Here is a 26483-nt window from a genome sequence, read left to right on the forward strand (position 1 = left end):
ATTGAGAGTCGATTTTTTTAAATCTGAGAAACAAGCAAGATGATTTTAGCGGTTGTGAAAATCTTCAGCACAGGCTGAAAAGTGGGAGATTAACTGTGTGTTGGCGGCGCTCATGAGATCGTGTGCTGGGGTAACAACTGCAAGAATGGAGTATCTGTCCGGATTCCACAAATGCTGTGCATAAACTAAATAAGTATTACTCTTCTTCTGCCGATCTGGAGTGCGAGGTGGCCAGGGCTGTTCGTCGGGTAGCTTGATGTGGATGCGAGCGAGTTGAGCGTCTACGGCATAAGGTGGAAAAGTGAAGACGGCGTCACTGCCGAAGGTATCCGTTGTGGCGTTGTGCTCCTTGCAGTAAATAAATTCCTCTATGAGCTGCTGTTCCAATCCAGGGAACTTTTTGAAAGTGGGGTCTAAAAATGCGGCGCGTGTATCGGGGTTGATCTCGACAATCAGAGCCATTTGGTCGAAGCCTCTGTGCCACTGGCTGCCAGAACAGCAAGAGCCGCATGGCTAATTTCTGATTCGCGAAGAGGGCTAACTGTCAGGATCTGATTAACCAGATTATCGAGATTTTTGGCCCCGTGACGCATCTCAGCGACAGCCCTGCATAGCTTGTATTCAGTGGAGTTTTTGTCGTAAGACCGGATGATCGACATCTCTGGTAATGCCTGGAATAAGAACTCGGCAATTGCCAGGGAGCCAATTACATCAGCACGTAAGCCTTCTGCGGCAAACTTTGCCTGCTCAAAATCATGTTCTGCCAACGCATCCAGTCTGGCGTAAATTTCACGGCCATCAGCGGTAACTTCCTGGATTTTACCCACACTTTCGCGCAGTTCTGCGAGGGATGGTGCGCTCGCCCCTGAAGTAATAGCGCTGCGTTCATGGGTGTGATCTTTGGCATAAGAACCGTGTGACAGGCTGCTTAGTGCCAGTGCCACAACCATTGCGATTTTGGTGATTGAGTCTTTCATGATTTATCTGCCTGCTTTTTGCTGGCTCGTAACTAAGTGTACGCGTTCCCTGAAACTGCGACAAACAGAAACGGCCCCAAAAGGAGCCGTATTGTATTACAGGGTGCTCGCAAAAGCAGCAAATTCCGTATAACCCCCGATAGGTTCGCCATTTACGAACACCTGCGGTATGGTCTCCACCGGCTTGCCAACCAGGTCGCTCAACTTCTCTTTGTCGATCCCGGCAGACACAATATCGATGTATTCATAATCGCCAAAGCCGTGGCCGTGCAGCTGCTTCGCCAGCTCGACCGCACGTTTGCAGTATGAGCAATTATCCCGTCCGTAGATAACGACCTTCATCACTTCACCTCGTGCAGCTGCTGCTTGAGAAGATAGCCTTCCAGGGGCCAGATTTTGGCAATCGCGTTCTGGCGTGCAATTTTACGTCCGATCTCCGGATCAAAGTTCTCCGGGCTGGCGCACGCAGACTCGCCGGTTACGGTGTAGCCGTTCTCCAGCACAAGAACGCAGAATGTCAGCAGTTCGAGTGATTGCGGGGCCGGTTCAGGCTCTTCCTGCTTCAGCCACAACGGTGAGCTGCGATATCCGTCCGCGCCGGTAAAGTAAAATTCGCCTGAGATAACAGCTTCAATGCGTTCCGGGGTAACACGCGCGGCCGTTTTGCCTTTGGCCACAATCTCTTTTTCGATATCCATATCGGTCATTTTGGTTTCCTTACGTTAAAAACGAGCGATTCGGGCACGAAGAATTAGCTCATAGGCTTTCATCGCGTCCAGCTGCTTAATGAGCATGTTGCGGTCGACTTGAGGGAGACGACTAAAAATCTCGGTGGCTGTGAAGCACTCCAGCTTGAAAATACGGCGCGACAGATCTTCCTGTTCCTCTATCACACGCTGCTGGTGAGGCAGATATTCTTTGGTCACGCTTATCTCCTTATTGGTAGGCTTCAAGCGCAATTTTGCATAACTCAGACCGTACACAGTCCTCGCTCTCGAACTCGATCCGTCCAACATATTCAGACGGCTTAAAGCGCTCCATAGCGTCTTCCAGCCCGGATTTGACGCTGCCAGGAAGATCGCATTGGGTGATGTCCCCGTTAACGATAACCGTGACGTTTTCTCCCATACGAGTCAGGAACATTTTCATTTGTGACGCTGTCACGTTTTGAGCTTCATCCAGAATTACCACAGCGTTTTCGAAAGTGCGCCCACGCATGTAAGCGAAGGGGGCAATCTCCACTTTGGCCACCTCTGGCTTTAAGCAGTATTCGAGAAACGAGCCACCCAGACGCTTCTGTAGCACGTCATAGACGGGCCGGAAGAACGGAGCGAACTTCTCGCTCATGTCGCCCGGAAGGAAGCCCAGATCTTCGTCTGCTTGCAATACCGGACGAGTCACGATGATCTTGTCCACTTCCTTATTAAGTAGACGCTGCGCTGCAACGGCCGCGGCCAGGTACGTTTTACCGCAGCCAGCTTCGCCAGTGGCGAACGTTAGCGTTTTGGTATCGAGGGAGATGAGATAGTGGGCCTGGGCCTCGTTTCGCGCTTCGAGAGGAGAGTTGTCGCGCTTCGGTTTCGGAGGCAGAGCAGGGGCGGCAGCCAGCTCGTCAACGATGATTGTGTCAATTTCGTAGCCGTGGATGCGTGGCTTTGACTTCAGTGCCTGACGAGCTGCGCGACGCGCCTGTTTACGTTTGTTTCCCATATTGGGGTCGTCTCAGAAAACGGAATCTATGGTCACTCCCGTTTTTGCAACACCGATTTTGACGACAAGTTGGCTTGCTTGAATCTATCCGGCGTCTGAATGGGATTTTATTCCCGCGCCTTGATGAGTTCCGCGCCTGATGAACCTCCAGAAAATATACGGCTTCAATGAGCCTTTCCGTTTTACAGGTTCCTCAACAGGCCGGTGGGCCGTTAGTATCATCAATATCAGTATTCGCAAAACCAGATCAGTAATTCTTTAAACCGGTGTATTTCTGCCGTTATGCTACATAAGTTTGCTGTCGTGCCGTTAGGGCCCAGGCTATTCTGGCCAGCTTGTTTGCCAGAGCACAAGTGACGACAAAGTTGCTTTTCCGGCACAGTAAATCCCTGACCCAATCGGCCAATTTGCCAGACTGGTGTTCCAGTTTTTGTATGAATACCCTGGCACATTGAACCAACAAAGTTCGGATCTTTTTATTACCTCGCTTACTAATTCCCAGCAATGTCGTCCTACCTCCCGTGCTGTACTGCCGAGGTACAAGCCCTGTTGCCGCCGCAAAGTCACGGCTGCTGGCGTACTGCTTCCCGTCGCCAATCTCAGTTGAAATAGTACTCGCTGTCAGTGTTCCGACGCAGGGAATGCTCAGCAAGCGCTGTCCAACCTCATCTTCGTCCAACTTTCGTTTCAACTGGGATTCCAAATCTTTAATCTGCTCAACAAGATAGTGATAATGCTGTTGTAATTTCAGCAATAACTGGCTGAGGTAAAGAGGCAAACTATTATCCTCAAGAATGGTACTCAGTCGGCTAATAACGGCAGCTCCTCGGGGAACGCTAATGCCAAATTCCAGCAGAAAAGCATGCATTTGATTGGTTGTTTTTACCTTATCCTGAACCAGGGATTCACGGACACGATGCAGAGCCCGCATTGCCTGCTGAGATTCCGTTCTGGGCTGCACAAAACGCATAGACGGACGCGATGCAGCTTCACAAATAGCTTCGGCGTCGACAAAGTCGTTTTTATTGCTTTTAACGAACGGGCGGACAAATTGTGGTGATATCAGCTTTGGGGAATGCCCCAACTCTTCCAACTTGCGTGCCATAAAGTGAGAACCGCCACAGGCTTCCATTGCGATGGTTGTAGCGGGGCATGTCGCCAAAAATTCGATCAACTTTGGCCGGGTAAATTTTTTACGGTAAACAGCCTTCCCGCGACGATCCTGGCAATGAATATGGAAAGAGTTTTTACCCAGATCGATACCAATGAGCGCAATGTTTTCCATGATAGTTCTCCGAATGAAAGCCTGTCCTCAGCATAGTACCGGGAAGGAGGGAGTGACCATCTCATTAAATAAAGCACGCTAAGCCGGTTGCAGCGGCCGTAGCGGCCTGAACTTGCCCGCGCCGATCTTGGCGCTGCTGCGCCAGAGGTAATCGCCGGTCAGGTTGATGTGCTCCCAGCCGAGCGGCGACAGGTACTGCAACAGGCCGTCATCGACGGCTTGACCGTGGCCACGCAAGGCGTTCGCGGCCCGCTCCAGATAGACCGTGTTCCATAGCACGATGGCCGCCGTCACCAGGTTGAGGCCGCTGGCCCGGTAGCGCTGCTGCTCGAAGCTGCGGTCGCGGATTTCCCCCAGGCGGTTGAAGAACACGGCGCGGGTAATCGCTTCGGCGCTCGCCCGCTCGACGGCGTTGAGGGCGGGCACAATGACCGACTGCCGCCGCAGGTGCTCGATCAAGGCTCTGGCCAGCACGATGCCCTTGTCGGTTTGCATGGCCAGCTCGGTCAGCAACTGGACAGCCTGCCGGTAGTGGCCAATCGTGAACGGCTGGAAGCCGAACACCGTTTGCAGCTCGACCAGGTGCTCGCGTCGGGTCTGCTCACGCTGCCCGTACTCGTCCCAGCTTTCGATGCCGACCTTGAGCTGGTTGGCGACCAGTCTCAGCAATGGCGGGAACGGTGGCTCATCAGCGCCAAGGATGACGCCGGGAAAGCGCAGGTAGCAGAGCTGCACCGCGAAGCCCAGCCGATTGGCCGGGCCGCGCCGCTGCCGGATGATGGAGAGGTCGCTTTCGCTGAACGTGTAGTGACGGATCAACTCATCCTTGGTGTCCGGCAACGCCAGCAGGCTTTCGCGCTCGGCGGCGGAGAGGATCGAACGGCGGGGCATGCGGTTTCCTTCTTCTTGAAAACGTAGGTTTGTGACAAGCCCGCCAAGGCAACCGGCGCGTGTCATTTTCAGAAGACGACTGCACCAGTTGATTGGGCGTAATGGCTGTTGTGCAGCCAGCTCCTGACAGTTCAATATCAGAAGTGATCTGCACCAATCTCGACTATGCTCAATACTCGTGTGCACCAAAGCGAGGTGAGCATGGCGACGGAGGCTCTGTTGCAAAGATTGGCGGCAGTCAGAGGTAGGCTGTCGCTCTGCGCCGATCAGGCGGCTGCTGCGAAATGGTGGTTGAGCATGCCCATGGCCTCCGTCAGCGCCGAGGGCCCAATGCCAAAAGCTCTCTCCACAAGGCGCACCTCGCCCCTGATGCCGGGCTGCAGGCACCAGGGGCGAGCCTGTCCTTTGCGCAGGGCTCGCATGACTTCGAATCCCTTGATCGTGGCATAGGCCGTGGGGATCGATTTGAAACCGCGCACCGGCTTGATCAGTATCTTGAGCTTTCCGTGATCGGCCTCGATCACGTTATTGAGATACTTCACCTGCCGGTGGGCCGTCTCCCGGTCCAGCTTTCCTTCGCGCTTCAATTCGGTGATCGCTGCACCATAGCTCGGCGCTTTGTCGGTATTGAGCGTGGCAGGCTTTTCCCAGTGCTTCAGGCCTCGCAGGGCCTTGCCCAGGAACCGCTTCGCTGCCTTGGCGCTGCGGGTCGGCGACAGGTAGAAATCGATCGTGTCGCCCCGCTTGTCGACTGCCCGGTACAGGTAGGTCCACTTGCCCCGCACCTTGACGTAGGTTTCATCCAGGCGCCAGCTCGGATCAAAGCCACGCCGCCAGAACCAGCGCAGCCGCTTCTCCATCTCCGGGGCGTAGCACTGGACCCAGCGATAGATCGTCGTATGGTCGACCGAAATGCCGCGTTCCGCCAGCATTTCCTCAAGGTCGCGATAGCTGATCGGATAGCGACAATACCAGCGCACCGCCCACAGGATCACATCACCCTGGAAATGGCGCCACTTGAAATCCGTCATCGTTCCGTCCGTCCAATCTCCGCCAAGCATGCTCAAGCTTCACGATTTTTGCAACAGAGCCCACACGAGTATTGAGCATAGTCGAGATTGGTGCAGATCACTTCTGATATTGAACTGTCAGGAGCTGGCTGCACAACAGCCATTACGCCCAATCAACTGGTGCAGTCGTCTTCTGAAAATGACATTTGGTATCTCTCATAAACGGATGTTTTTGAGAGAACTATCTTCGGCCTTCACACGCACGAAAGGCGGCGAAGCTCCGCCGTTAATCCGTCCGCCGGAGATCTCGCCCAGGCAGGCTGAAGGCCGAGCAAGCCTGACAGGCCCGAAAAGCCCGGCACGGGCGTCGGCGGCGATGACGGCGGCGGCATTATCCAGGGTTGATGATGGAAGTGGAGGATATCGACAACCTCTCGCGCAACCAAGACATCGCGGTCGGACTGCAAGTGATCTTGAAGCCACGGGCCCGTCCCACCCCGACATGGACCTCGATGCCCGAACGGACGTTAGATTTCGAGTTCTAGGCGTTCTGCGATGAAGGTTGGATCCCAGCCGGGATTGAAAGTGTCGACGTGGGTGAATCCGAGCCGCTCGTATAGGCCACGCAGGTTCGGGTGGCAGTCGAGCCGCAGCTTGGCGCACCCCTGCGTTCGCGCGGCATGGCGGCAAGCCTCGATCAGCGCGGAGCTGACACCCCGGCCCGCATGTGTCCGTCGCACCGCGAGCTTGTGCAGATATGCGGCCTCCCCCTTGAGGGCGTCGGGCCAGAACTCGGGATCCTCGGCCGACAAGGTGCAACAGCCGACGATGCCGTCGCTGCAACTCGCGACTAGGAGCTCGGATCTCAGGACGAAGGTCTCCGCGAATGTCCGGTCGATCCGCGCGACGTCCCAGGCGGGCGTTCCCTTGGCGGACATCCACGCCGCAGCGTCGTGCATCAGCCGCACAACCTCGTCGATATCACCCGAGCAGGCGACCCGAACGTTCGGAGGCTCCTCGCTGTCCATTCGCTCCCCTGGCGCGGTATGAACCGCCGCCTCATAGTGCAGTTTGATCCTGACGAGCCCAGCATGTCTGCGCCCACCTTCGCGGAACCTGACCAGGGTCCGCTAGCGGGCGGCCGGAAGGTGAATGCTAGGCATGATCTAACCCTCGGTCTCTGGCGTCGCGACTGCGAAATTTCGCGAGGGTTTCCGAGAAGGTGATTGCGCTTCGCAGATCTCCAGGCGCGTGGGTGCGGACGTAGTCAGCGCCATTGCCGATCGCGTGAAGTTCCGCCGCAAGGCTCGCTGGACCCAGATCCTTTACAGGAAGGCCAACGGTGGCGCCCAAGAAGGATTTCCGCGACACCGAGACCAATAGCGGAAGCCCCAACGCCGACTTCAGCTTTTGAAGGTTCGACAGCACGTGCAGCGATGTTTCCGGTGCGGGGCTCAAGAAAAATCCCATCCCCGGATCGAGGATGAGCCGGTCGGCAGCGACCCCGCTCCGTCGCAAGGCGGAAACCCGCGCCTCGAAGAACCGCACAATCTCGTCGAGCGCGTCTTCGGGTCGAAGGTGACCGGTGCGGGTGGCGATGCCATCCCGCTGCGCTGAGTGCATAACCACCAGCCTGCAGTCCGCCTCAGCAATATCGGGATAGAGCGCAGGGTCAGGAAATCCTTGGATATCGTTCAGGTAGCCCACGCCGCGCTTGAGCGCATAGCGCTGGGTTTCCGGTTGGAAGCTGTCGATTGAAACACGGTGCATCTGATCGGACAGGGCGTCTAAGAGCGGCGCAATACGTCTGATCTCATCGGCCGGCGATACAGGCCTCGCGTCCGGATGGCTGGCGGCCGGTCCGACATCCACGACGTCTGATCCGACTCGCAGCATTTCGATCGCCGCGGTGACAGCGCCGGCGGGGTCTAGCCGCCGGCTCTCATCGAAGAAGGAGTCCTCGGTGAGATTCAGAATGCCGAACACCGTCACCATGGCGTCGGCCTCCGCAGCGACTTCCACGATGGGGATCGGGCGAGCAAAAAGGCAGCAATTATGAGCCCCATACCTACAAAGCCCCACGCATCAAGCTTTTGCCCATGAAGCAACCAGGCAATGGCTGTAATTATGACGACGCCGAGTCCCGACCAGACTGCATAAGCAACACCGACAGGGATGGATTTCAGAACCAGAGAAAGAAAATAAAATGCGATGCCATAACCGATTATGACAACGGCGGAAGGGGCAAGCTTAGTAAAGCCCTCGCTAGATTTTAATGCGGATGTTGCGATTACTTCGCCAACTATTGCGATAACAAGAAAAAGCCAGCCTTTCATGATATATCTCCCAATTTGTGTAGGGCTTATTATGCACGCTTAAAAATAATAAAAGCAGACTTGACCTGATAGTTTGGCTGTGAGCAATTATGTGCTTAGTGCATCTAACGCCTGGCACAGCTGCCGACAAAATTGGCGCTTGTTTTGCCGGCTTTTTGGCAAAACAAGTGACACTTTTGGCGGTCAGTTGCTGCCACTTGTTAACCCTTTTGCCAGATTTGGTAACTATAATTTATGTTAGACACGAAGTCTTGGCTAAAAACTGGCCTAAAACTACTGGGGATTTCTGGAAAATAGACATCACCTTCTGGCTCAATGTCGATTGTTGAAATATGTAAAGTATCAACTTTATCGATCAGGCTTTTGTATATTTCACCACCACCAGACACAATCACATGATCCGTTATCGTCTTCAGATGATTTAGCGCTTCATCGATAGATGGAAATACCAATACATTCTCATCACTGGAAGTGAAGCTTGAACGAGTTACAACGGCATATTTTCGGTTGGGTAAAGCCCCCATTGACTCGAAAGTCTTTCGGCCTACCAAAAGCCACTGATTATAGGTAATCGCTTTGAAGAGTAATTGTTCCCCTTTGGCACTCCATGGAATATCTGGGCCATTTCCGATAACTCCATTCTTCGAAATTGCTGCCATTAGTGATAGTTTCACGATACTTCCTTAGGGGTTAACTTTGTTTTAGGGCGACTGCCCTGCTGCGTAACATCGTTGCTGCTCCATAACATCAAACATCGACCCACGGCGTAACGCGCTTGCTGCTTGGATGCCCGAGGCATAGACTGTACAAAAAAACAGTCATAACAAGCCATGAAAACCGCCACTGCGCCGTTACCACCGCTGCGTTCGGTCAAGGTTCTGGACCAGTTGCGTGAGCGCATACGCTACTTGCATTACAGTTTACGAACCGAACAGGCTTATGTCCACTGGGTTCGTGCCTTCATCCGTTTCCACGGTGTGCGTCACCCGGCAACCTTGGGCAGCAGCGAAGTCGAGGCATTTCTGTCCTGGCTGGCGAACGAGCGCAAGGTTTCGGTCTCCACGCATCGTCAGGCATTGGCGGCCTTGCTGTTCTTCTACGGCAAGGTGCTGTGCACGGATCTGCCCTGGCTTCAGGAGATCGGAAGACCTCGGCCGTCGCGGCGCTTGCCGGTGGTGCTGACCCCGGATGAAGTGGTTCGCATCCTCGGTTTTCTGGAAGGCGAGCATCGTTTGTTCGCCCAGCTTCTGTATGGAACGGGCATGCGGATCAGTGAGGGTTTGCAACTGCGGGTCAAGGATCTGGATTTCGATCACGGCACGATCATCGTGCGGGAGGGCAAGGGCTCCAAGGATCGGGCCTTGATGTTACCCGAGAGCTTGGCACCCAGCCTGCGCGAGCAGCTGTCGCGTGCACGGGCATGGTGGCTGAAGGACCAGGCCGAGGGCCGCAGCGGCGTTGCGCTTCCCGACGCCCTTGAGCGGAAGTATCCGCGCGCCGGGCATTCCTGGCCGTGGTTCTGGGTTTTTGCGCAGCACACGCATTCGACCGATCCACGGAGCGGTGTCGTGCGTCGCCATCACATGTATGACCAGACCTTTCAGCGCGCCTTCAAACGTGCCGTAGAACAAGCAGGCATCACGAAGCCCGCCACACCGCACACCCTCCGCCACTCGTTCGCGACGGCCTTGCTCCGCAGCGGTTACGACATTCGAACCGTGCAGGATCTGCTCGGCCATTCCGACGTCTCTACGACGATGATTTACACGCATGTGCTGAAAGTTGGCGGTGCCGGAGTGCGCTCACCGCTTGATGCGCTGCCGCCCCTCACTAGTGAGAGGTAGGGCAGCGCAAGTCAATCCTGGCGGATTCACTACCCCTGCGCGAAGGCCATCGGTGCCGCATCGAACGGCCGGTTGCGGAAAGTCCTCCCTGCGTCCGCTGATGGCCGGCAGCAGCCCGTCGTTGCCTGATGGATCCAACCCCTCCGCTGCTATAGTGCAGTCGGCTTCTGACGTTCAGTGCAGCCGTCTTCTGAAAACGACAGCGCGGCACGGGAATCAAGGCATTGCGATTCTCGAAAATAGTTCTTGAAATTCTATTCTTGATTGCATATCATCTCAACGAGTTTCGATAAGAAAGGATGCGCATGCGACCGTCTGGTTCGCTGGTGGGCAAGGAGGCAGCAGCCGACACGCTCATCGGCAACTGCACGACCGCACGACCAGCCTCCCGTTCAAATTCGAGTTAGAACTCATATCCAGCCTGTCTGGGGGCACTGTGAAAGAGGGATCACCGATGACTGTTGAATCGAGAATATTTTCTGTAGCCGAGTATGTTCAGCCGTCCGAAGGCGAGCCTATTCGTTCCGTTGTGCTTGAAACCCGAGACTCAATTATCGTGGTTTGGCATGTCCATCCCGGGCAGGAAATTGCGGCTCACATTCATCCTCACGGCCAAGACACGTGGACTGTTTTGTCGGGAATGGCTGATTACTTTCAGGGCAATGGGATTGTTCGTGCCCTCAGGGAAGGTGAGATAGCCGTGGCAAGACCGGGCCAAGTGCACGGGGCGCGAAATACAGGTACCGAGCCATTTGTGTTCGTCTCGGTTGTGGCATCAGCCAATGCCGGTTTCGTATTGGCTGAGCGATAGAGCCCAATCTCTGGAGTTGGTCCAATGAGCGGTCGGGGAGATAGGTAACAGACATGCAGCGGACACGGCTGCTAAACCAGGTCGCAAACCTCCTTGCGTCGCAGCGTGCCGCAAGCGACGCGATCAATCGAATGGGGTCGGCATGAGACTGAACACCATCCAGTTCCCGACCGCGTAGCCGCCTGTCCTGCCGATCAGGTCTTGACCATCGACGCCTGGGATCAGTCCTGAATGTTCTTGGAGACCACTACGTTATGAGCCGCAGCCGCCGCAAAACACCCATCGTCGGGCACACGACCTGCGGCAGCGAGCGCGAGGACAAGAAGCTCTGGCATCAGCGCTGGCGCACCCGTGAGCGCACGGCGCTGACCAGCGCGTCGCCCGAAGCCCTGAGCGCCCATCTGCCCCTGCTGGAAAACCAGGCCAGCAGCGTCTGGTCGATGGGCAAGGATGGCCGCTCCTACTGGCCCGTCAAGCGCCAGGCCGCCACGGCGGATCGCATCGCCAATCACAAGGGACGCAACCCGCAAGAACGCGCCTCCCTGAAAAAGCGCCTGCTGCGCAAGTGGATGAGCAAATGAAGCTCTCCTTCCATCAGCACATTGCGCTGTTCTGGATGATCGGTGCTCCGGGCGTCTTCGCGCCCGTGATCGAGAACGCCAAGCGGCCCGATGCCGGCGCCGTCATGGCGTGGGGTGTCGCGATCGTGGCGGTGATGATCCTCTTCACCCCTTTGCTGCTGCGCTGTCCACCATTCCGGCGCTGGTATGGCCGGACGGATGCGCTGTCGGAGCGGCAGCGCCAGGCGCTTGCCGAGCGCGGCCTGCGCCGCTACTACCAGACCGCTTTCGATGACGGCTACGTGCCCCGCGTGATGCCCTACGTGTGGCGCATCATCTGGACGGTCGGCGGGTTGATGGCTGTGACCGCCGTACTGCCTACCAACACCGGACGGCCAGCCTTCGATGCCTTGGTGGTCTTCTCGACCTGGTATCCGATAGGCGTGATGCTGCTGGTTTTCGCGTCGAGGCCCCTTGGCCGGTTGATTCGCCAAAGAGCACAGGAGCGGCGGAAATGAGCACGTCAACCATCGAGGCGCTGGCCAGCGCCTGGGCAAGGATTGCCGAGGAAGCGGAATTCCCCGCTGACTACGAGGGGACTGCCACACCACAAGCGCATCGGGCTAGCGAAGCTATTCAGGAGCAGATTCGGGAGCGCATCGTCGCCACCAACGACATGCGGCTGTTCAGCCTGCTGCACCTGCTGGGTCAGGCGTCGCTGCGCATGGAGCAAGCGCTGTGGCCGGAGGATTACGAGCGGATGACGCGCGAGGTTGAGGAAGCCCTGCGGCAAGCCACCGACGCCAACGCCAGATCGTACACCCACGAAGAAGTGATGCAGGCGATGCAGGAACGCATCGACCGGGCGCGAGACAAGCCATGTTGATTGGCTATGCGCGCGTCTCGACGCAGGATCAGAACCTGGAGCTGCAACGCGAAGCCTTGAGCAAGGCCGGATGTAAAAAGGTCTTCGAGGACAAGGTGAGTGGCACGCGGGCAGACCGGCCTGGCTTGGCCAAGACGCTCGAAATGCTGCGCGAAGGCGATACTTTGGTCGTCTGGAAGCTCGACCGGCTGGGCCGGTCGGTCAAGCAACTGGTCGATCTGGTCGGCGATCTGCACAAGCACGGTGTCCAGTTCAGGAGCCTCACCGACTCCATCGACACCGGCACACCATCCGGGCGGTTCTTCTTCCACGTCATGGCGAGCCTTGCCGAAATGGAGCGCGAGCTGACCGTCGAGCGCACCCGCGCCGGGCTGGAAGTCGCCAAGCAGCTCGGCCGCAAAGGCGGCCGCAAGCCGAAGATGACCGACAGCAAGATCGAGTCGGCCAAGAAGCTGCTGGCCAGCGGGGTGCCGCCCAAGGACGTGGCCAAGAACCTCGGCGTGTCCATTCCGACGCTGTACCGCTGGGTGCCAGCCTCCACGCACGCTTAGCGTGCTTTATTTTCCGTTTTCTGAGACGACCCCCATATTGAGTCCTTTCAAGTGAGTCACCGAAAGAACTATACCGACAAATAATAGGTAAGTCATTACTTATCAATTGCATTTTTATGAGACATTCAAGACTCATTGTTTCAGTCTTTGGAAGACTGTTGCTGCGCGGTTATCGAAACTTGGTTAATGCTAATGTACGCGTACATTAGCATTAACCCTCTCATTCCGGCAACAAATAGCATTAGGGGTCTGACGCTCAGTGGAACGAAAACTCACGTTAAGCAACGTTTTCTGCCTCTGACGCCTCTTTTAATGGTCTCAGATGTCCTTTGGTCACCAGTTCTGCCAGCGTGAAGGAATAATGGCCGAGCATATTGATATGTCCGTGGCAAAGCGGGGAGAGGCGTGCGATATCTTCATCATTCAGTGTTTCACCCTGCGCCCGGAGATGATCCAGGGCTGCCTGCATATAAATAGTGTTCCATAACACGACGGCGTTAGTGACCAGCCCCAGTGTGCCCAGTTGATCTTCCTGACCGTCGGTATATCGTTTTCTTATCTCACCTTTTTGACCGTGACAGATGGCTCTGGCAACGGCATGGCGACTTTCTCCCCGATTAAGCTGGGTCAGAATGCGCCGGCGGTAATCTTCATCATCAATATAATTAAGCAGATACAGCGTTTTGTTGATGCGCCCCACTTCAATGATTGCCTGAGTCAGTCCGGAAGGACGTTCACTTTTCAGCAATGAACGGACCAGCACTGAAACCTGTACTTTGCCCAGCTTCAGGGAGCCAGCGGTCCGGATCATTTCGTCCCACTGAAGGACTATTTTTCGGGGATCTGATTGCCCTCTGGCAATATCATTCAGCACGCCATAGTCGGCATCATGGTCCATTCGCCAGAAAACCGAAGCACCGGCATCAGCCAGGCGTGGAGAAAACTGGTATCCCAGCAGCCAGAAAAGGCCAAAGACAAGTTCGCTGGCACCTGCTGTATCGGTCATAATTTCGGTTGGATTCAGCCCGGTCTCCTGTTCCAGAAGACCTTCCAGCACAAAGATAGAGTCCCTCAGCGTCCCCGGTATAACGATGCCATGAAAGCCGGAATACTGATCGGACACAAAGTTGTACCAGGTGATCCCTCTGTTATTACCAAAGTATTTGCGGTTCGGTCCGGCATTGATTGTTCTGACTGGCGTAACAAAGCGCATTCCATCTGCAGATGCCACTTCTCCTCCACCCCATATCTGTGCCAGTGGCAGCGTTGCCTGAAAATCAACCAGTCTGGCATTAGCGCTGGTGATAGTTTCAGCCCGCAGATAGTTCGCTTTTGTCCAGTTCAGCCGGTGTCGGGTCAGTGCAGGAACATTTGATCTGATCAGTGGTTCCAGACCGATATTGCAGGCTTCAGCCATCAGCACGGCGCTGATGCTGACGGGCAGATCATCAACTCTGGCACTGGCTTCACTAGCATGGAAAAACTCATCAGCAAATCCGGTATGGGCGTTAATTTCGAGCAGCAACTCCGTTAAATCCACCGGAGGGAGTAGATCACTGATCATTTTGCTCAGTCGTTTCAGACTGTCCGGCTCATCAAGACTGGCGAGGGGAGAAATTGTCAACCGGGGCTTCGGGCCAGAAACATCGAGTTCGACAGCCTCATTTTCGCAAAGACGTGCAGCAACCTGTCTGTAACGACTATCAAGCTGATGACCCAGAGATTTTATTGCTTCCTGCGGGTCTGTCGGGTGCCCCAAAGAACGATAAACCTTAATCCGGTTTGCCTGCCAGTCAGCACCCTGTAGTAATCTTGCACGAGGATCTCCCCACCGGTTACTGCCGGTAACGTAGACATCCCTCCGCCTCAGACTATCCTGCAGTTTACTGAGAAAGCAGAGCGTGTATCCCCTGCGGGTGATATGTTTTTCCTTGTTAATCACCAGCCGTTTCCATGACCGACTGATAATTTCCGTTGGTGCGTCGTCAAAAAACTGCCGCCGTGAGCTGAACTCCCGGCTGAGGTAGTCACAGGCATTCAGAGTGGTAACCCCGGCAGGTGCGGATGAAAATTTAACGGTATTCAGCAGATGGGGCAGGAAACGACGAACGCGCCCGTACTGCTCCACCATTTCTTCATGAAAATTATCGTCTGAGGGCCGGGCAATTTCACGGACAAGCGTGATGATTTCAGCCAGCTTTTGCCTTGGGATGTAGCTGAACACCTCAGCACGAATCGATTCGTCCGGTGTTTCTTCTTTCAGCAGGTACGAACATGCGCTGGCGAGCGCCAATGCAGATTTATCCAGATCCTTCAGCGAGCGGAGCCGTTTTTTCTGCCCAATCTTTCTGGCGTCACGGATGATAACGGCCAGCATGGCGTCCAGAACGTCCAATGCATCATCCAGCGCCAGCGTTTCCCATGCAAGGACAAAGGCAACCAGAACCGCCATCCTTTTCTGCGGTGACATCCTGGCAATATTGAACACCGAAGTCATACCAGCATAACGTGCGAGATTTTTCAGGCGCACAGCCGGGAGTGTACTCAGGTTTTCAGCATGCAGGCCAAAATCGTTCAGAGTTTTCCAGCGTTCAATTGCTTCATTAAACGCCGGACCACTGATGGTCACAGGGCCCTTTTTCAGTGATTCCAGTAAAGACAGGCGGCTGCAATCAGTTGGCCCCAGCAGCATCTCCAGCTGTGAACGCTGTTCGGCTGACGGTATCAGTGCCAGTTTGTTCCACAGGCGCAACGTCGCCTTTTCCCTTACCTCTGAAATCAACCGGGTCAGCGTAGTGGCTCCGGGGAGAATAATACGATGTTGCATAAGCCACCCTGTCGCCAGATCGAAAAGCAGGCCAGGACGTTCGTTGCTTATCCAGCTCCGGGTATATAAAAGACGGGTAAGGCGAAATGTCCAGGGCCAGGCAAATTCACGATACTGATAGTGCTGACGTATCAGCGCTGCATGCTCACGGCGGGTATTTTCCCTCTGACCGTATTCTGCAAGAACGGTGATATCACGAATCCCGAGCTGTCTGGCGGTAAAATGCCGGACGCCGGAAGGAATATGATTCATATCGGTGAGGAAGGTGCCCAGAAAACGGACACATCCAATTTGCAGGGCAATGCCCAGACGGTTGTGATCACCTCTGCTTTTTCCGATAAATTCCTTGTCTGCTTCATCAAGGTGAAAATATCGTGCCAGCTGAAGCTCATCCGGTTCACCGGTGAATCTGCCATAGCTTTCAGTCTGCTCAGTGGTCAGAAAGTCAACGGGCATATCGGCCTCCCTGCCTGACGGGCATTTAGTAACATTTTTCCAACCGTACGAAATGTTATAAATTATCGGACATCGTAAAACTGTTACATTAATATGTCTATTAAATCGTAAATTTGTAATAATAGACATGAGTTGTCCGATATTCGATTTAAGGTACATTTTTATGCGACTTTTTGGTTACGCTCGGGTCTCAACCAGTCAGCAGTCTCTTGATCTTCAGGTCAGAGCACTCAAAGACGCAGGTGTGAAAGCAAACCGTATATTTACCGATAAGGCATCCGGCAGTTCAACAGACCGGGAAGGGCTGGATTTGCTGAGGATGAAGGTGGAGGAAGGTGATGTCATTCTGGTTAAGAAGCTCGACCGTCTTGGCCGCGACACTGCCGATATGATCCAACTGATAAAGGAATTTGACGCTCAGGGCGTGGCAGTCCGGTTCATTGATGACGGGATCAGTACCGACGGTGATATGGGGCAAATGGTGGTCACCATCCTGTCGGCTGTGGCACAGGCTGAACGCCGGAGGATCCTAGAACGCACGAATGAGGGCCGACAGGAAGCAAAGCTGAAAGGAATCAAATTTGGCCGCAGGCGTACCGTGGACAGGAACGTCGTGCTGACGCTTCATCAGAAGGGCACTGGTGCAACGGAAATTGCTCATCAGCTCAGTATTGCCCGCTCCACGGTTTATAAAATTCTTGAAGACGAAAGGGCCTCGTGATACGCCTATTTTTATAGGTTAATGTCATGATAATAATGGTTTCTTAGACGTCAGGTGGCACTTTTCGGGGAAATGTGCGCGGAACCCCTATTTGTTTATTTTTCTAAATACATTCAAATATGTATCCGCTCATGAGACAATAACCCTGGTAAATGCTTCAATAATATTGAAAAAGGAAGAGTATGAGTATTCAACATTTTCGTGTCGCCCTTATTCCCTTTTTTGCGGCATTTTGCCTTCCTGTTTTTGCTCACCCAGAAACGCTGGTGAAAGTAAAAGATGCTGAAGATCAGTTGGGTGCACGAGTGGGTTACATCGAACTGGATCTCAACAGCGGTAAGATCCTTGAGAGTTTTCGCCCCGAAGAACGTTTTCCAATGATGAGCACTTTTAAAGTTCTGCTATGTGGTGCGGTATTATCCCGTGTTGACGCCGGGCAAGAGCAACTCGGTCGCCGCATACACTATTCTCAGAATGACTTGGTTGAGTACTCACCAGTCACAGAAAAGCATCTTACGGATGGCATGACAGTAAGAGAATTATGCAGTGCTGCCATAACCATGAGTGATAACACTGCTGCCAACTTACTTCTGACAACGATCGGAGGACCGAAGGAGCTAACCGCTTTTTTGCACAACATGGGGGATCATGTAACTCGCCTTGATCGTTGGGAACCGGAGCTGAATGAAGCCATACCAAACGACGAGCGTGACACCACGATGCCTGCAGCAATGGCAACAACGTTGCGCAAACTATTAACTGGCGAACTACTTACTCTAGCTTCCCGGCAACAATTAATAGACTGGATGGAGGCGGATAAAGTTGCAGGACCACTTCTGCGCTCGGCCCTTCCGGCTGGCTGGTTTATTGCTGATAAATCTGGAGCCGGTGAGCGTGGGTCTCGCGGTATCATTGCAGCACTGGGGCCAGATGGTAAGCCCTCCCGTATCGTAGTTATCTACACGACGGGGAGTCAGGCAACTATGGATGAACGAAATAGACAGATCGCTGAGATAGGTGCCTCACTGATTAAGCATTGGTAACTGTCAGACCAAGTTTACTCATACTGAAATAATTGGGGGGTGATTACCACCGTAAATTTTTCCCAGACGGTAAAAAGAATTACAGACTTTTATCAACTAAAAAAGTGGCCTGAATATCAGCACTACCGTCAATACCATTTCAGTAAATCAGGATAGGGAAAAATTGGCAAACCCAGTTCTTCACTTGCTCTGCGGGTTCTGTCACCCTGACGTCATACGGTAATCCCCCCCAATTCATTAATCGACAAGGTCATCCTGATGAAACAAATTACCATGAGCGATATGCAGCAACAGAGCGCAGCGGCTGTGCAATCGCCTCGGCTCCGCGCGCACCGTAATTTCCATCCAGAATTAAGCGATTCGGTCCAACGTCTGGCTATTGCCATGGAACCTGGGACCTACGTGCGCCCGCACCGACACCCTCACACCTTCGAGCTACTGTTGCCATTAAGGGGTCGTTTCGTGGTGCTGAATTTTGACGATCGGGGTACCGTCACCCATCGGGCGATATTGGGGGAAACCTGTACGGTGCTGGAGATGGCCGCAGGAACCTGGCATGCCGTGCTGTCGCTGGATACCGGTGGCATAATTTTTGAAGTAAAACACGGTGGCTATCAACCCGTGGCTGCCGATGACTATGCGCACTGGGCTCCAGCGGAAGGAGAACCAGGAACCACGGAGCTTATGGCCTGGTATGCGCAAGCGCAGGTGGGCGACAGCACTTTTGCCGTCTAAGGCGATAAACAAAAACGGAATGAGTTTCCCCATTCCGTTTCCGCTATTACAAACCGTCGGTGACGATTTTAGCCGCCGACGCTAATACATCGCGACGGCTTTCTGCCTTAGGTTGAGGCTGGGTGAAGTAAGTGACCAGAATCAGCGGCGCACGATCTTTTGGCCAGATCACCGCGATATCGTTGGTGGTGCCATAGTCACCGCTGCCGGTTTTATCCCCCACAACCCAGGAAGCAGGCAGTCCAGCCTGAATGCTCGCTGCACCGGTGGTATTGCCTTTCATCCATGTCACCAGCTGCGCCCGTTGGCTGTCGCCCAATGCTTTACCCAGCGTCAGATTCCGCAGAGTTTGCGCCATTGCCCGAGGTGAAGTGGTATCACGCGGATCGCCCGGAATGGCGGTGTTTAACGTCGGCTCGGTACGGTCGAGACGGAACGTTTCGTCTCCCAGCTGTCGGGCGAACGCGGTGACGCTAGCCGGGCCGCCAACGTGAGCAATCAGCTTATTCATCGCCACGTTATCGCTGTACTGTAGCGCGGCCGCGCTAAGCTCAGCCAGTGACATCGTCCCATTGACGTGCTTTTCCGCAATCGGATTATAGTTAACAAGGTCAGATTTTTTGATCTCAACTCGCTGATTTAACAGATTCGGTTCGCTTTCACTTTTCTTCAGCACCGCGGCCGCGGCCATCACTTTACTGGTGCTGCACATCGCAAAGCGCTCATCAGCACGATAAAGTATTTGCGAATTATCTGCTGTGTTAATCAATGCCACACCCAGTCTGCCTCCCGACTGCCGCTCTAATTCGGCAAGTTTTTGCTGTACGTCCGCCGTTTGCGCATACAGCGGCACACTTCCTAACAACAGCGTGACGGTTGCCGTCGCCATCAGCGTGAACTGGCGCAGTGATTTTTTAACCATGGGATTCCTTATTCTGGAAGAGACGAAATAACAACAACATGAATAGTCAATATTTTACCTGAAGCGAGCCACAACGCGTCCGATTTTATGCTTCCGAAAGGCAAATACGGACGTCGCCAGAATGAAACCTAAATTCCACGTGTGTTTTTTATTAGCTTCAAAAATCACTATTTCACGAAGAATTTAGACTGCTTCTCACACATTGTAACATTATTTACAACCACCTTTCAATCATTTTTGATAAATCATTGATTTCATCTTTGCTGCAATGATACTTAATAAACTCTGCAAGTTATCCACAGAGCAACACTCAATTTTATTGATGATATTCTTATTATACCAGACATTTTTCATACACTCCCTTGTACGGATAGTTTTCCGACAACTTCATGATTACATATCTTGCGGTTTTGATTATTTTTGCTGCAAGAAATACATACTTCAAACGAAAGGTCTTTATTTGCTGTCTGTATTCTGAAGAGTCCAAGGAATCAAACTTGAACAACAAAAATAGGTTATATGAAAGCATCATCATTTGAAACACGGCTTCATTCGCCCAAAATGACTTTAGCAAGAGATGACCCACCGCCATGTCGTATTTGGCTTCTTTGATATAGTTTTCAGCATTACCACGCTTTTCATAGTATATAACTACTTTTTCAGAAAGCAAGGTAGTATTTGTTACAAAGAAAAAGTAGTCGTATTCGGAACCTTCTAAAAGTGATAATTGTGCTCTTTCTTTTTCTGGTTTCAGTACGCGAGATACGACAAATCTTCTGTCTTTTTCCCATTTAACTAATTTTGTATACAGTTCTGTAGTTTCTCTACCTTCTTCTCCTTTAACGAATACAATTGATGAATTCGTTGCTTGTGAGGTGAGTGTAGAATAACTTTTGGCTTTAATTAAATATTTGCATCCAAGAGATTCTATCGTTTCGATAATTTTTTCATCAAAGTAGCCACTATCCATTCGAAATAAAATTTCTAAATCGTCTGATTTGATGTTAGCAACAATTTCTTTGATCATTTCCGCAGCACCGTTTGCAGTGTAAGTATTGCCACTTCTTACAAATCCGGTAACATATGCTTTTAATTCGTCGCAAAATGCAAATTGGATATTGTAGCATCGGTTTCCCAGTTTCTTAGGATTATATCCTTTTGACGCACCTTCTTGATGACCTTCTACGTTAATTACACTACTATCAATATCAATCGTAATGGATGTCAATTTACTTTTAGTGAGCAGTTTTTTAAAGACTTTAAAATTAATGTCTCTAAACATTTGGGTTGTCTTGAAGTTGAAGTTTCCTAGAAACCGTGACACTGTTTCAGGTTCTTTTACGGAAATATCAAACTCGTTGACGAGGGGATCATTTTGAAGTAGCTTTAGACGTTCTAACTTATCAATGCCAATGAAGTGACCGCAGAGCATGGTCTTTATATGATTCATCTTGATTTTATTTGTTGAGTCATTATCAAATACGAGGTCATTTTCAATAAAATCAAAAATCCCATTGCTTTTTGCATTCTCAAGGAGCAGAAAAAGACCTGCATTTGATGTTAGATTCTTAGCTTTGAAATCAATTTTATTAATCATAATTAGAACCCCTTTTTACTACTTTTCTTACTATTATTTTACCATATATCGAGTCATAAAAGCTGATAATTTAACATATTTTTGAGCACTTTTCTTTCACCCAATGGGTGAAAGCTGAATTTCGAAGGAATGCATATTTATCAAGGCTTTGATTATGCTTTTTGAAGTACTGACGTAGAATCTAGGTATACGGAAGCAGGTTCTTAATTGAAGCTGCCAGAACTAGTAACCTTGAAAAGTAAGGTTCTTGTCCAGCTCCACACGCTTCAATTGGTACGAGTCGGTAGGGCAAAGCATTTTGTACACGGCCAGATTGCTGTCCAGCAGTTCACGGGCAAAACTTTCCAGCTCTGGATAGGGTTTGCATCCGATAGAAATCTCTTTGATGAGCGAGGTGTCGAACTTCTTAATCCCTGGCAGCTCAGAGATAATCCGGAACTCTTCTTCGTACTTCCAGCTCTCACCCTTGTGCAGAAAGATGGCTCTGACAATGTCGTACACATCAGCGGTATAGAAGTTCACTTCAGGCGGCGATTTCACGTACTCCACATCACCGTTTAACGCTGTGTGTTGGTCATCCAGCGCTTCCACAATAGCGTCATCAAACCCTATGCAAAATCCAGAGTGGGAGCTGGCGTAATGCGACCACATCAGGTAATTGGTGTCAGTTCTGGTGAGGCATATCACACCGGTATTCAAAAGCAGATTTCCGCGCAGCATATAGGCGTCAAACTCTTCGGCGTTTTTGGTTCGCCCTCTTAACCAGTTCTCACCGTCCTCGTCGCTTTTGCCAGGCCACATCTCATAATATCGGACACGCTTCTCCGGGATCGTGGCGTCAAAACTAAATTTGGCTTTGAACTCGGCAGGGTCATTGAAGTCGTGTGGCCGGGTGGCTCGGATGGTTCCATCTTCGATGAAGAATTTAAGAATTTTGATTAATTCGTTTGGGTCTTCATGCCCTACGTATTTGTACAGCACAAACAAAGTCCTTTTGAGTTAAAGGCGTCTTTCGACGCCTCTTATTTAACCTTTCTTCATCAACTCACGTTTGATTTCATCGGTGCGCATCGTGACGTCGGCAGCTGTGATCGCCTCGTTCAGTTTCACGATGTCTTCGATTTCCTGCGGCGACTTCTCTGCCAGATGGAAAATGGCTGCACGAATCACGTCAGAACGGGTGAATTTCTCGAAACGAGGGATGAATTTCATCATCTCCAGCAGATCGAAATACTCGTCTTCCAGCGACATTGTGCGGCTCTTAATCTTCTCTTTCCCACGAGTCGGACGCCCCTGCGGTCTGACTGGCTGGCGCATTGGGGTGCTGCTTTTTGGCTGCTCTTCCGGCTCTTTGCGCTTTGCAAGGTCTCCCATTCTCATGGACATTATTCTTCCTCCAGACTCATGATGTAATCTACAAACTCTTCGAACTCGGCTTCTGCCTTCTTATCGCGTTCCGCGCCGGTCATTTCAAAGATAGAACGACCGGCCTCTTCCGCATCGTCATAAACGTTACGGTTGTACAGATTAACCGGCGCAGCCTCGATGCCAAATGTCTCGACAATTTCTTTCGCCGCCAGAATACGTGATGCCTGGGAAGGCAGTGACGGACACTGGTTCACTACCGCGCGGATCTTCACTGTCTCGTTCACATTGCGAACGTTGTCGATGATCGGGTCGATATCACGCAGAGATTTCAAATCACGACGTTTAGGACGCAGCGGGATGATTATCACGTCAGCCATAAGCATCGCCAGACGCTGAATTTCGGAGTCAAAGCCACCAGCATCTACCACTACATAATCGGTGCGCCCCTGAAGCGATTTAAGATGTTTGACGATATCATCCTGAACATATGCGAAGGGAATCAGCTCAAGATCATCATTCTGGCGACGGTCTTCACACCAGCTCGTCGTGGTACGCTGGATATCGATATCGGTGACGTGAACCTTCTTTTTCTTTTTAACTTTGAGGCATACCGCAATTTGCTGGGCAACGGTAGATTTGCCTGGGCCGCCTTTTGTGCCGCCAACCACAATGATCTTGGTCATTGGTGAGTTCCCTTTGCGTGAATTATTGTCGTATGAAACAACTTGTTTTCTTATATGTGATATAGCCTAAATGCCTACGGCTGCGGTGTAAAGGTTAAATGATAGGTACTTGAGGAATGTGGAGCGTGGGATCAAAAAACCCGCCGTAGCGGGTTTATGGGAGAGAGATGATGTTGACGATGTGCGTACAAGAGCCTTTATCAAGTCGCAGCTCGCGGTCTCCCCACTCGTCTGTTACGCGACTTAAAGGCAAACTGCCAATATCCCACGGCAGGAAGCCGGTGGTAGAACCCTTTGCCTTGTCGCCGAGCTGGTCAAGACAACATTTTTTCACGGTATCGTAGATCATAACCTCGCCATATCTCCGCATAGTACCTGACCACATGGACGCACCCAGAATGGTTTGCAAATTGTCGCAAACGAGGTGGCGGTATTTGTCCAGTATGAAGCGATATGCTGTAGAGCCTATGCGGGCTGAGTCAAAAGGCGGTTCGAGATAAGCGCCTTTGATTTGCTTACCGAGGTATTCATTCCCATCGACGCCAATAAACGAAAAATCGTTATAGGCAAACCGACCCACAACCTTCAGCTCTTCTGGGCTAAGAGTCGCATCCACGATCTCAATTTTGATGATGTGTTCGGCAGCCTCAAACGCACTCATCCCCTCGTCATCCATAACCCGCGTGATTTCGTCAAATTGATAATCTGAGTTATAGGAGGGCAAAAGATACACAACGAGAAAGTTGTCGAACTCGCCTTTATCGGCACGCATCTCCACCAGACGAACAACATCGCCTTCTGGTGTCGCGAAATGAAAGGTCTCTAAAATAGTATAGCCGCCCATAGAGAGCGGCATTTTGTTCAACTGCTTGTGGTAGCGTTCATCAATTAAAGAAGGTGCCATTGTTCTTTTTTGCGTTCTGGTAAAACGCTTTCCTTGAGGTCGTTGAACTTATTCTTCATGAATTGTACAACGGCTTTCTCAATTTTTGGAACAATGGATTCTTTAACATCAACAATTTCGGGGTACTGTTCTTGCGGCTTGAGAACAAAGCGCAATTTGTTATTGCGCACAACGACCTCTGCCAAAGGAGTTACAGTTGAGGTGCTGTTGGAGATGTTCTCTGCGCGAGTAACATCGCTTTTGAATGTGACAATGAAGTGCTGGCGGTCAGCTGTTTCGCGACATAACATGCGGCGCACTTCCACTGAGTCTTCACTGTTATGAAAACGCATAGGGAAGCTATCGACTACCGCAGTGTTCGTGCGGATCGTTTGCATAGTACGTGTTTTGTCATGATAGTTGAGCATGTTTCCACCTTAGCCGTTAAGACGTTGATGTCGTGCGGCGACCCCATCGGGGTTTAGAGGCTACGAGAATGCAGCGCTTCTTTGAAATAATGTATGAATGCCTTGACACTCGTTGATTAAATCTACATCAGTCACAAACTAATTGCAACCTGACCACTCCCCAAAACCCCGCTAACCACGGGCGCTTACGCGCTTCCGTCTGCTTTTTTGCCGCTCCATTGGCACAAACGCTCGCCCACCATATTGTGAGTCAAGATCTGTCGCTCTGTCTCTTCGGTCATTAAATCCTCATTACTCACATAGATAGGGTTGGCTGCATCGCAGAAGAGCACGCCGGAAGTCTGTGTCTTAATCACGCACCCACTTACCATGCAGCTCACGATGAACAGCAGAAGCGCCTTTCCGCCGCACTTCATTAAATGTCTCATTTTTGACGTCCACTGTACTTTGAAGCCTTTTCCTGTCTTCCTGCCTTGCCTTCTCTTCGATCGCTTGCCGAGCCGCACGACCACCCATCGCATAAGCACCGACAAGCACGAAAAGAACGGCAGCCAGGGTAATCAGAGCAATTTTCAACTTCGAAACCAGGCTGCCGAACATTTTAAACCATCCCTTTCTGGTGTTTGCGTACCTGAGACCAGGCAATAAAGCCGGCCACAATGATGGTGGCTACGCCAAAAATGATACGAACCGTATCACCGCTGGTGATATGACCTTGTGCCTTATCCATCGCCACAGACACTTGGGGCATTACGTCGGCCAGCTGCGCCAGCCCAATACCTGCCGTGACAGTTGCGCCAGCCGTTTCTTTGGTCACAGGAACCGCTTTAACCGTCTTGATCGGCTTAACGACGCCAGCGCGACGCAGACCTTCCTCAATAACTTCTGCCGCATACCAGGTGTTTGGCGTTTTCAGTGGGCCACGGCCGTTCTCGTGCCGAATGATCGCCTCTACCAGCGGACGCAGAGTGTCGTAGTCGTGTAGATCGATGATCATGTCCGGGGTGACACCAACGGCTTTAGATACCTCGTTCACGTAGGCACTGGTGTTGTTTTCGTTTGGCGGCGCCCAGCGCTCGATGACCTCGCGAATGGTATCGATGTTTGAGCCGTCCTTCGCCCGGCGCTTGTCGTGGTAAGTGATGAGCGTTACCGCCAGCGCTCGAATCCCCCATACAGGATCTTTGAACGTGCAGAAACGTGGTTCGGAAGGGTTGCTAATAAGCCCCTGCCACGGCGACCCCTTATCGAGATTGCCTGGGTTGTTGTTACGAATACCTCTTGGAGTTTTCATCCTTGATCTCCTTTATTGCAGTCCATTCTTGACGCCGTAGGCGGCTAACCCCAGCAGCAGCGCGGTAATCAGGAACGACGTAATCTTTGAGATAATGCCGCCAAAGAACCCGCTGGAGATGGTGTCGAGCCGGTTAAGAAGTTTGTCCAGGTTGGAGTGCTGAATGCTGTGTTGTGCAGGCGTCATATCGCCAAAGTAGGTTTTGAGCTGGTCATTGACCTCCTGGCCAATTTCTTCACGCAACTCCTTACCTAATTTGCCAACGACTTCACGCGCAACGATTGCGGCAATGCGTTCAACCTGCTCAGGCGTTACGCCTGCCATCTCGTTCGACATGATTTCCTCCATGAAAAGTCAAATCGGGATGGCAGTTTTATATCACAATATAACTGTATTTTGTAGGTAAGCACTTACCTACAAAATGAGTTTTAAATTTTTGGGCATGAGCTTAGTGAGGTGAAAGCACCAGAGCCGACCCAACGCCAGTTAAAGACACTACCTGCACGGTATAATGTGTAATGCCCTTCTTTCTTAATCGCATAGATTGGCACACCAGTGTCAACGCCGCCTACCATTGCTCGCCCATAGCAAACCGGCTCTGGTAGTTTCTGGCACGCAGTCAAAGTTAAAGCCATACCTAAAATTAATATCATCTTTTTCATTCT

34 protein-coding genes and 2 pseudogenes are annotated in these 26483 nt (G+C 52.0%); 10 read left to right on the forward strand and 26 right to left on the reverse strand.

Annotated features, from left to right (window positions below):
• Positions 1 to 45: 45 nt before the first annotated feature.
• The 8 genes from L2Y28_RS24840 to L2Y28_RS24875 form a co-directional block, all read right to left on the reverse strand.
• Positions 46 to 462 carry a type II toxin-antitoxin system YafO family toxin gene (locus tag L2Y28_RS24840; RefSeq protein ID WP_006812568.1) on the reverse strand — a complete coding sequence of 139 codons (417 nt, stop codon included), beginning with the start codon at positions 460 to 462 and terminating at the stop codon, positions 46 to 48.
• Positions 453 to 977: a hypothetical protein gene (locus L2Y28_RS24845; RefSeq protein WP_006812569.1), complete on the reverse strand. Its 525-nt coding sequence runs from the start codon at positions 975 to 977 to the stop codon at positions 453 to 455. Before L2Y28_RS24845 ends, L2Y28_RS24840 begins: the two co-directional genes overlap by 10 nt.
• 96 nt (positions 978 to 1073) lie before the next feature.
• Entirely contained in the window at positions 1074 to 1319 is a 246-nt protein-coding gene (locus tag L2Y28_RS24850) for a GrxA family glutaredoxin (protein ID WP_006812570.1), read from the reverse strand.
• A complete protein-coding gene (locus L2Y28_RS24855) occupies positions 1319 to 1684 on the reverse strand; it encodes a Gp49 family protein (RefSeq protein ID WP_006812571.1) in 366 nt (121 codons plus the stop codon). The genes L2Y28_RS24850 and L2Y28_RS24855 overlap by 1 nt, the downstream gene beginning before the upstream one ends.
• 15 nt (positions 1685 to 1699) lie before the next feature.
• Entirely contained in the window at positions 1700 to 1903 is a 204-nt protein-coding gene (locus L2Y28_RS24860; RefSeq protein WP_022649890.1) for a hypothetical protein, read from the reverse strand.
• A 10-nt stretch (positions 1904 to 1913) separates the two neighbouring features.
• Entirely contained in the window at positions 1914 to 2687 is a 774-nt protein-coding gene (phoH, locus tag L2Y28_RS24865; RefSeq protein WP_022649889.1) for a phosphate starvation-inducible protein PhoH, read from the reverse strand.
• A gap of 280 nt (positions 2688 to 2967) precedes the next feature.
• Complete coding sequence (locus L2Y28_RS24870; RefSeq protein ID WP_000427623.1) at positions 2968 to 3972, reverse strand: IS110-like element IS4321 family transposase; 1005 nt, start codon at positions 3970 to 3972, stop codon at positions 2968 to 2970.
• A gap of 78 nt (positions 3973 to 4050) precedes the next feature.
• Positions 4051 to 4863 (reverse strand): DUF4158 domain-containing protein, encoded by an 813-nt coding sequence (locus tag L2Y28_RS24875; protein ID WP_004187445.1) that lies wholly within the window; start codon positions 4861 to 4863, stop codon positions 4051 to 4053.
• A gap of 61 nt (positions 4864 to 4924) precedes the next feature.
• Between L2Y28_RS24875 and L2Y28_RS24880 the strand changes: the two are divergent.
• A pseudogene (locus L2Y28_RS24880) lies at positions 4925 to 4990 on the forward strand (EAL domain-containing protein); the annotation flags it as partial.
• Between the two features lie 139 nt (positions 4991 to 5129).
• Here the strand turns inward: L2Y28_RS24880 and L2Y28_RS24885 are convergent.
• The 6 genes and pseudogenes from L2Y28_RS24885 to dfrA15 form a co-directional block, all read right to left on the reverse strand.
• On the reverse strand, positions 5130 to 5894 hold the full coding sequence (locus L2Y28_RS24885; protein ID WP_001389365.1) for an IS6-like element IS6100 family transposase: 765 nt from the start codon (positions 5892 to 5894) through the stop codon (positions 5130 to 5132).
• Positions 5895 to 6011: 117 nt separating this feature from the next.
• Positions 6012 to 6080, reverse strand: a pseudogene (locus L2Y28_RS24890) (EAL domain-containing protein); the annotation flags it as partial.
• 320 nt (positions 6081 to 6400) lie between these two features.
• Entirely contained in the window at positions 6401 to 6901 is a 501-nt protein-coding gene (locus tag L2Y28_RS24895) for a GNAT family N-acetyltransferase (RefSeq protein ID WP_000376623.1), read from the reverse strand.
• Between the two features lie 127 nt (positions 6902 to 7028).
• Positions 7029 to 7868, reverse strand: a complete 840-nt coding sequence (gene sul1, locus L2Y28_RS24900; protein ID WP_000259031.1) for a sulfonamide-resistant dihydropteroate synthase Sul1 — start codon at positions 7866 to 7868, stop codon at positions 7029 to 7031.
• Entirely contained in the window at positions 7862 to 8209 is a 348-nt protein-coding gene (locus L2Y28_RS24905) for a quaternary ammonium compound efflux SMR transporter QacE delta 1 (protein WP_000679427.1), read from the reverse strand. The genes sul1 and L2Y28_RS24905 overlap by 7 nt, the downstream gene beginning before the upstream one ends.
• Positions 8210 to 8409: 200 nt before the next feature.
• Positions 8410 to 8883, reverse strand: coding sequence for a trimethoprim-resistant dihydrofolate reductase DfrA15 (gene dfrA15, locus L2Y28_RS24910; RefSeq protein ID WP_001355915.1), 474 nt, complete (start codon positions 8881 to 8883; stop codon positions 8410 to 8412).
• Between the two features lie 156 nt (positions 8884 to 9039).
• On the opposite strand from dfrA15, the gene intI1 reads away from it, so the two are divergent.
• From intI1 to L2Y28_RS24940, 6 genes are all read left to right on the forward strand, one after another.
• Positions 9040 to 10053, forward strand: a complete 1014-nt coding sequence (intI1, locus tag L2Y28_RS24915) for a class 1 integron integrase IntI1 (RefSeq protein ID WP_000845048.1) — start codon at positions 9040 to 9042, stop codon at positions 10051 to 10053.
• Between the two features lie 454 nt (positions 10054 to 10507).
• Positions 10508 to 10864 carry a cupin domain-containing protein gene (locus tag L2Y28_RS24920; protein ID WP_003465043.1) on the forward strand — a complete coding sequence of 119 codons (357 nt, stop codon included), beginning with the start codon at positions 10508 to 10510 and terminating at the stop codon, positions 10862 to 10864.
• Positions 10865 to 11118: 254 nt separating this feature from the next.
• A complete protein-coding gene (locus L2Y28_RS24925; RefSeq protein ID WP_003100858.1) occupies positions 11119 to 11445 on the forward strand; it encodes a hypothetical protein in 327 nt (108 codons plus the stop codon).
• The gene (locus L2Y28_RS24930) at positions 11442 to 11942 is read left to right on the forward strand and encodes a hypothetical protein (protein WP_003100856.1); all 501 of its coding nucleotides are present in this window, start codon (positions 11442 to 11444) and stop codon (positions 11940 to 11942) included. Before L2Y28_RS24925 ends, L2Y28_RS24930 begins: the two co-directional genes overlap by 4 nt.
• On the forward strand, positions 11939 to 12310 hold the full coding sequence (locus L2Y28_RS24935; RefSeq protein ID WP_003100853.1) for a hypothetical protein: 372 nt from the start codon (positions 11939 to 11941) through the stop codon (positions 12308 to 12310). The genes L2Y28_RS24930 and L2Y28_RS24935 overlap by 4 nt, the downstream gene beginning before the upstream one ends.
• A complete protein-coding gene (locus tag L2Y28_RS24940; protein ID WP_003100847.1) occupies positions 12304 to 12861 on the forward strand; it encodes a recombinase family protein in 558 nt (185 codons plus the stop codon). The genes L2Y28_RS24935 and L2Y28_RS24940 overlap by 7 nt, the downstream gene beginning before the upstream one ends.
• 277 nt (positions 12862 to 13138) lie before the next feature.
• On the opposite strand, the gene L2Y28_RS24945 is transcribed toward L2Y28_RS24940, so the two are convergent.
• Entirely contained in the window at positions 13139 to 16144 is a 3006-nt protein-coding gene (locus tag L2Y28_RS24945) for a Tn3-like element Tn3 family transposase (RefSeq protein WP_001143760.1), read from the reverse strand.
• Positions 16145 to 16307: 163 nt separating this feature from the next.
• On the opposite strand from L2Y28_RS24945, the gene L2Y28_RS24950 reads away from it, so the two are divergent.
• From L2Y28_RS24950 to L2Y28_RS24960, 3 genes are all read left to right on the forward strand, one after another.
• Positions 16308 to 16865 (forward strand): recombinase family protein, encoded by a 558-nt coding sequence (locus L2Y28_RS24950; RefSeq protein ID WP_001235713.1) that lies wholly within the window; start codon positions 16308 to 16310, stop codon positions 16863 to 16865.
• Between the two features lie 182 nt (positions 16866 to 17047).
• Positions 17048 to 17908 carry a broad-spectrum class A beta-lactamase TEM-1 gene (locus L2Y28_RS24955; protein WP_000027057.1) on the forward strand — a complete coding sequence of 287 codons (861 nt, stop codon included), beginning with the start codon at positions 17048 to 17050 and terminating at the stop codon, positions 17906 to 17908.
• Between the two features lie 258 nt (positions 17909 to 18166).
• Positions 18167 to 18643: a WbuC family cupin fold metalloprotein gene (locus tag L2Y28_RS24960; RefSeq protein WP_013023839.1), complete on the forward strand. Its 477-nt coding sequence runs from the start codon at positions 18167 to 18169 to the stop codon at positions 18641 to 18643.
• A gap of 46 nt (positions 18644 to 18689) precedes the next feature.
• On the opposite strand, the gene L2Y28_RS24965 is transcribed toward L2Y28_RS24960, so the two are convergent.
• The 11 genes from L2Y28_RS24965 to L2Y28_RS25015 form a co-directional block, all read right to left on the reverse strand.
• Positions 18690 to 19565, reverse strand: a complete 876-nt coding sequence (locus L2Y28_RS24965; protein WP_011091028.1) for an extended-spectrum class A beta-lactamase CTX-M-3 — start codon at positions 19563 to 19565, stop codon at positions 18690 to 18692.
• Between the two features lie 334 nt (positions 19566 to 19899).
• Positions 19900 to 21162, reverse strand: a complete 1263-nt coding sequence (locus L2Y28_RS24970) for an IS1380-like element ISEcp1 family transposase (protein ID WP_000608644.1) — start codon at positions 21160 to 21162, stop codon at positions 19900 to 19902.
• Positions 21163 to 21384: 222 nt separating this feature from the next.
• Complete coding sequence (locus L2Y28_RS24975; protein WP_022649962.1) at positions 21385 to 22143, reverse strand: DUF2971 domain-containing protein; 759 nt, start codon at positions 22141 to 22143, stop codon at positions 21385 to 21387.
• 45 nt (positions 22144 to 22188) lie between these two features.
• Positions 22189 to 22542 carry a hypothetical protein gene (locus tag L2Y28_RS24980; protein ID WP_161496783.1) on the reverse strand — a complete coding sequence of 118 codons (354 nt, stop codon included), beginning with the start codon at positions 22540 to 22542 and terminating at the stop codon, positions 22189 to 22191.
• A gap of 5 nt (positions 22543 to 22547) precedes the next feature.
• Entirely contained in the window at positions 22548 to 23213 is a 666-nt protein-coding gene (locus L2Y28_RS24985) for a division plane positioning ATPase MipZ (protein WP_022649960.1), read from the reverse strand.
• Between the two features lie 154 nt (positions 23214 to 23367).
• Positions 23368 to 24117 carry a hypothetical protein gene (locus L2Y28_RS24990; RefSeq protein ID WP_022649959.1) on the reverse strand — a complete coding sequence of 250 codons (750 nt, stop codon included), beginning with the start codon at positions 24115 to 24117 and terminating at the stop codon, positions 23368 to 23370.
• Positions 24102 to 24524: a hypothetical protein gene (locus L2Y28_RS24995; RefSeq protein ID WP_016051638.1), complete on the reverse strand. Its 423-nt coding sequence runs from the start codon at positions 24522 to 24524 to the stop codon at positions 24102 to 24104. Before L2Y28_RS24995 ends, L2Y28_RS24990 begins: the two co-directional genes overlap by 16 nt.
• 348 nt (positions 24525 to 24872) lie before the next feature.
• A complete protein-coding gene (locus tag L2Y28_RS25000) occupies positions 24873 to 25124 on the reverse strand; it encodes a hypothetical protein (protein WP_016051635.1) in 252 nt (83 codons plus the stop codon).
• A 1-nt stretch (position 25125) separates the two neighbouring features.
• A complete protein-coding gene (locus tag L2Y28_RS25005; RefSeq protein WP_022649957.1) occupies positions 25126 to 25818 on the reverse strand; it encodes a hypothetical protein in 693 nt (230 codons plus the stop codon).
• A 12-nt stretch (positions 25819 to 25830) separates the two neighbouring features.
• On the reverse strand, positions 25831 to 26154 hold the full coding sequence (locus L2Y28_RS25010) for a hypothetical protein (RefSeq protein ID WP_016051633.1): 324 nt from the start codon (positions 26152 to 26154) through the stop codon (positions 25831 to 25833).
• 92 nt (positions 26155 to 26246) lie between these two features.
• Complete coding sequence (locus L2Y28_RS25015) at positions 26247 to 26480, reverse strand: lipoprotein (RefSeq protein WP_016051632.1); 234 nt, start codon at positions 26478 to 26480, stop codon at positions 26247 to 26249.
• Positions 26481 to 26483 lie beyond the last annotated feature (3 nt).

Source organism: Enterobacter sp. JH25, from assembly GCF_021725435.1.
In the GTDB taxonomy this organism is placed as follows: Bacteria; Pseudomonadota; Gammaproteobacteria; order Enterobacterales; family Enterobacteriaceae; genus Enterobacter; species Enterobacter intestinihominis.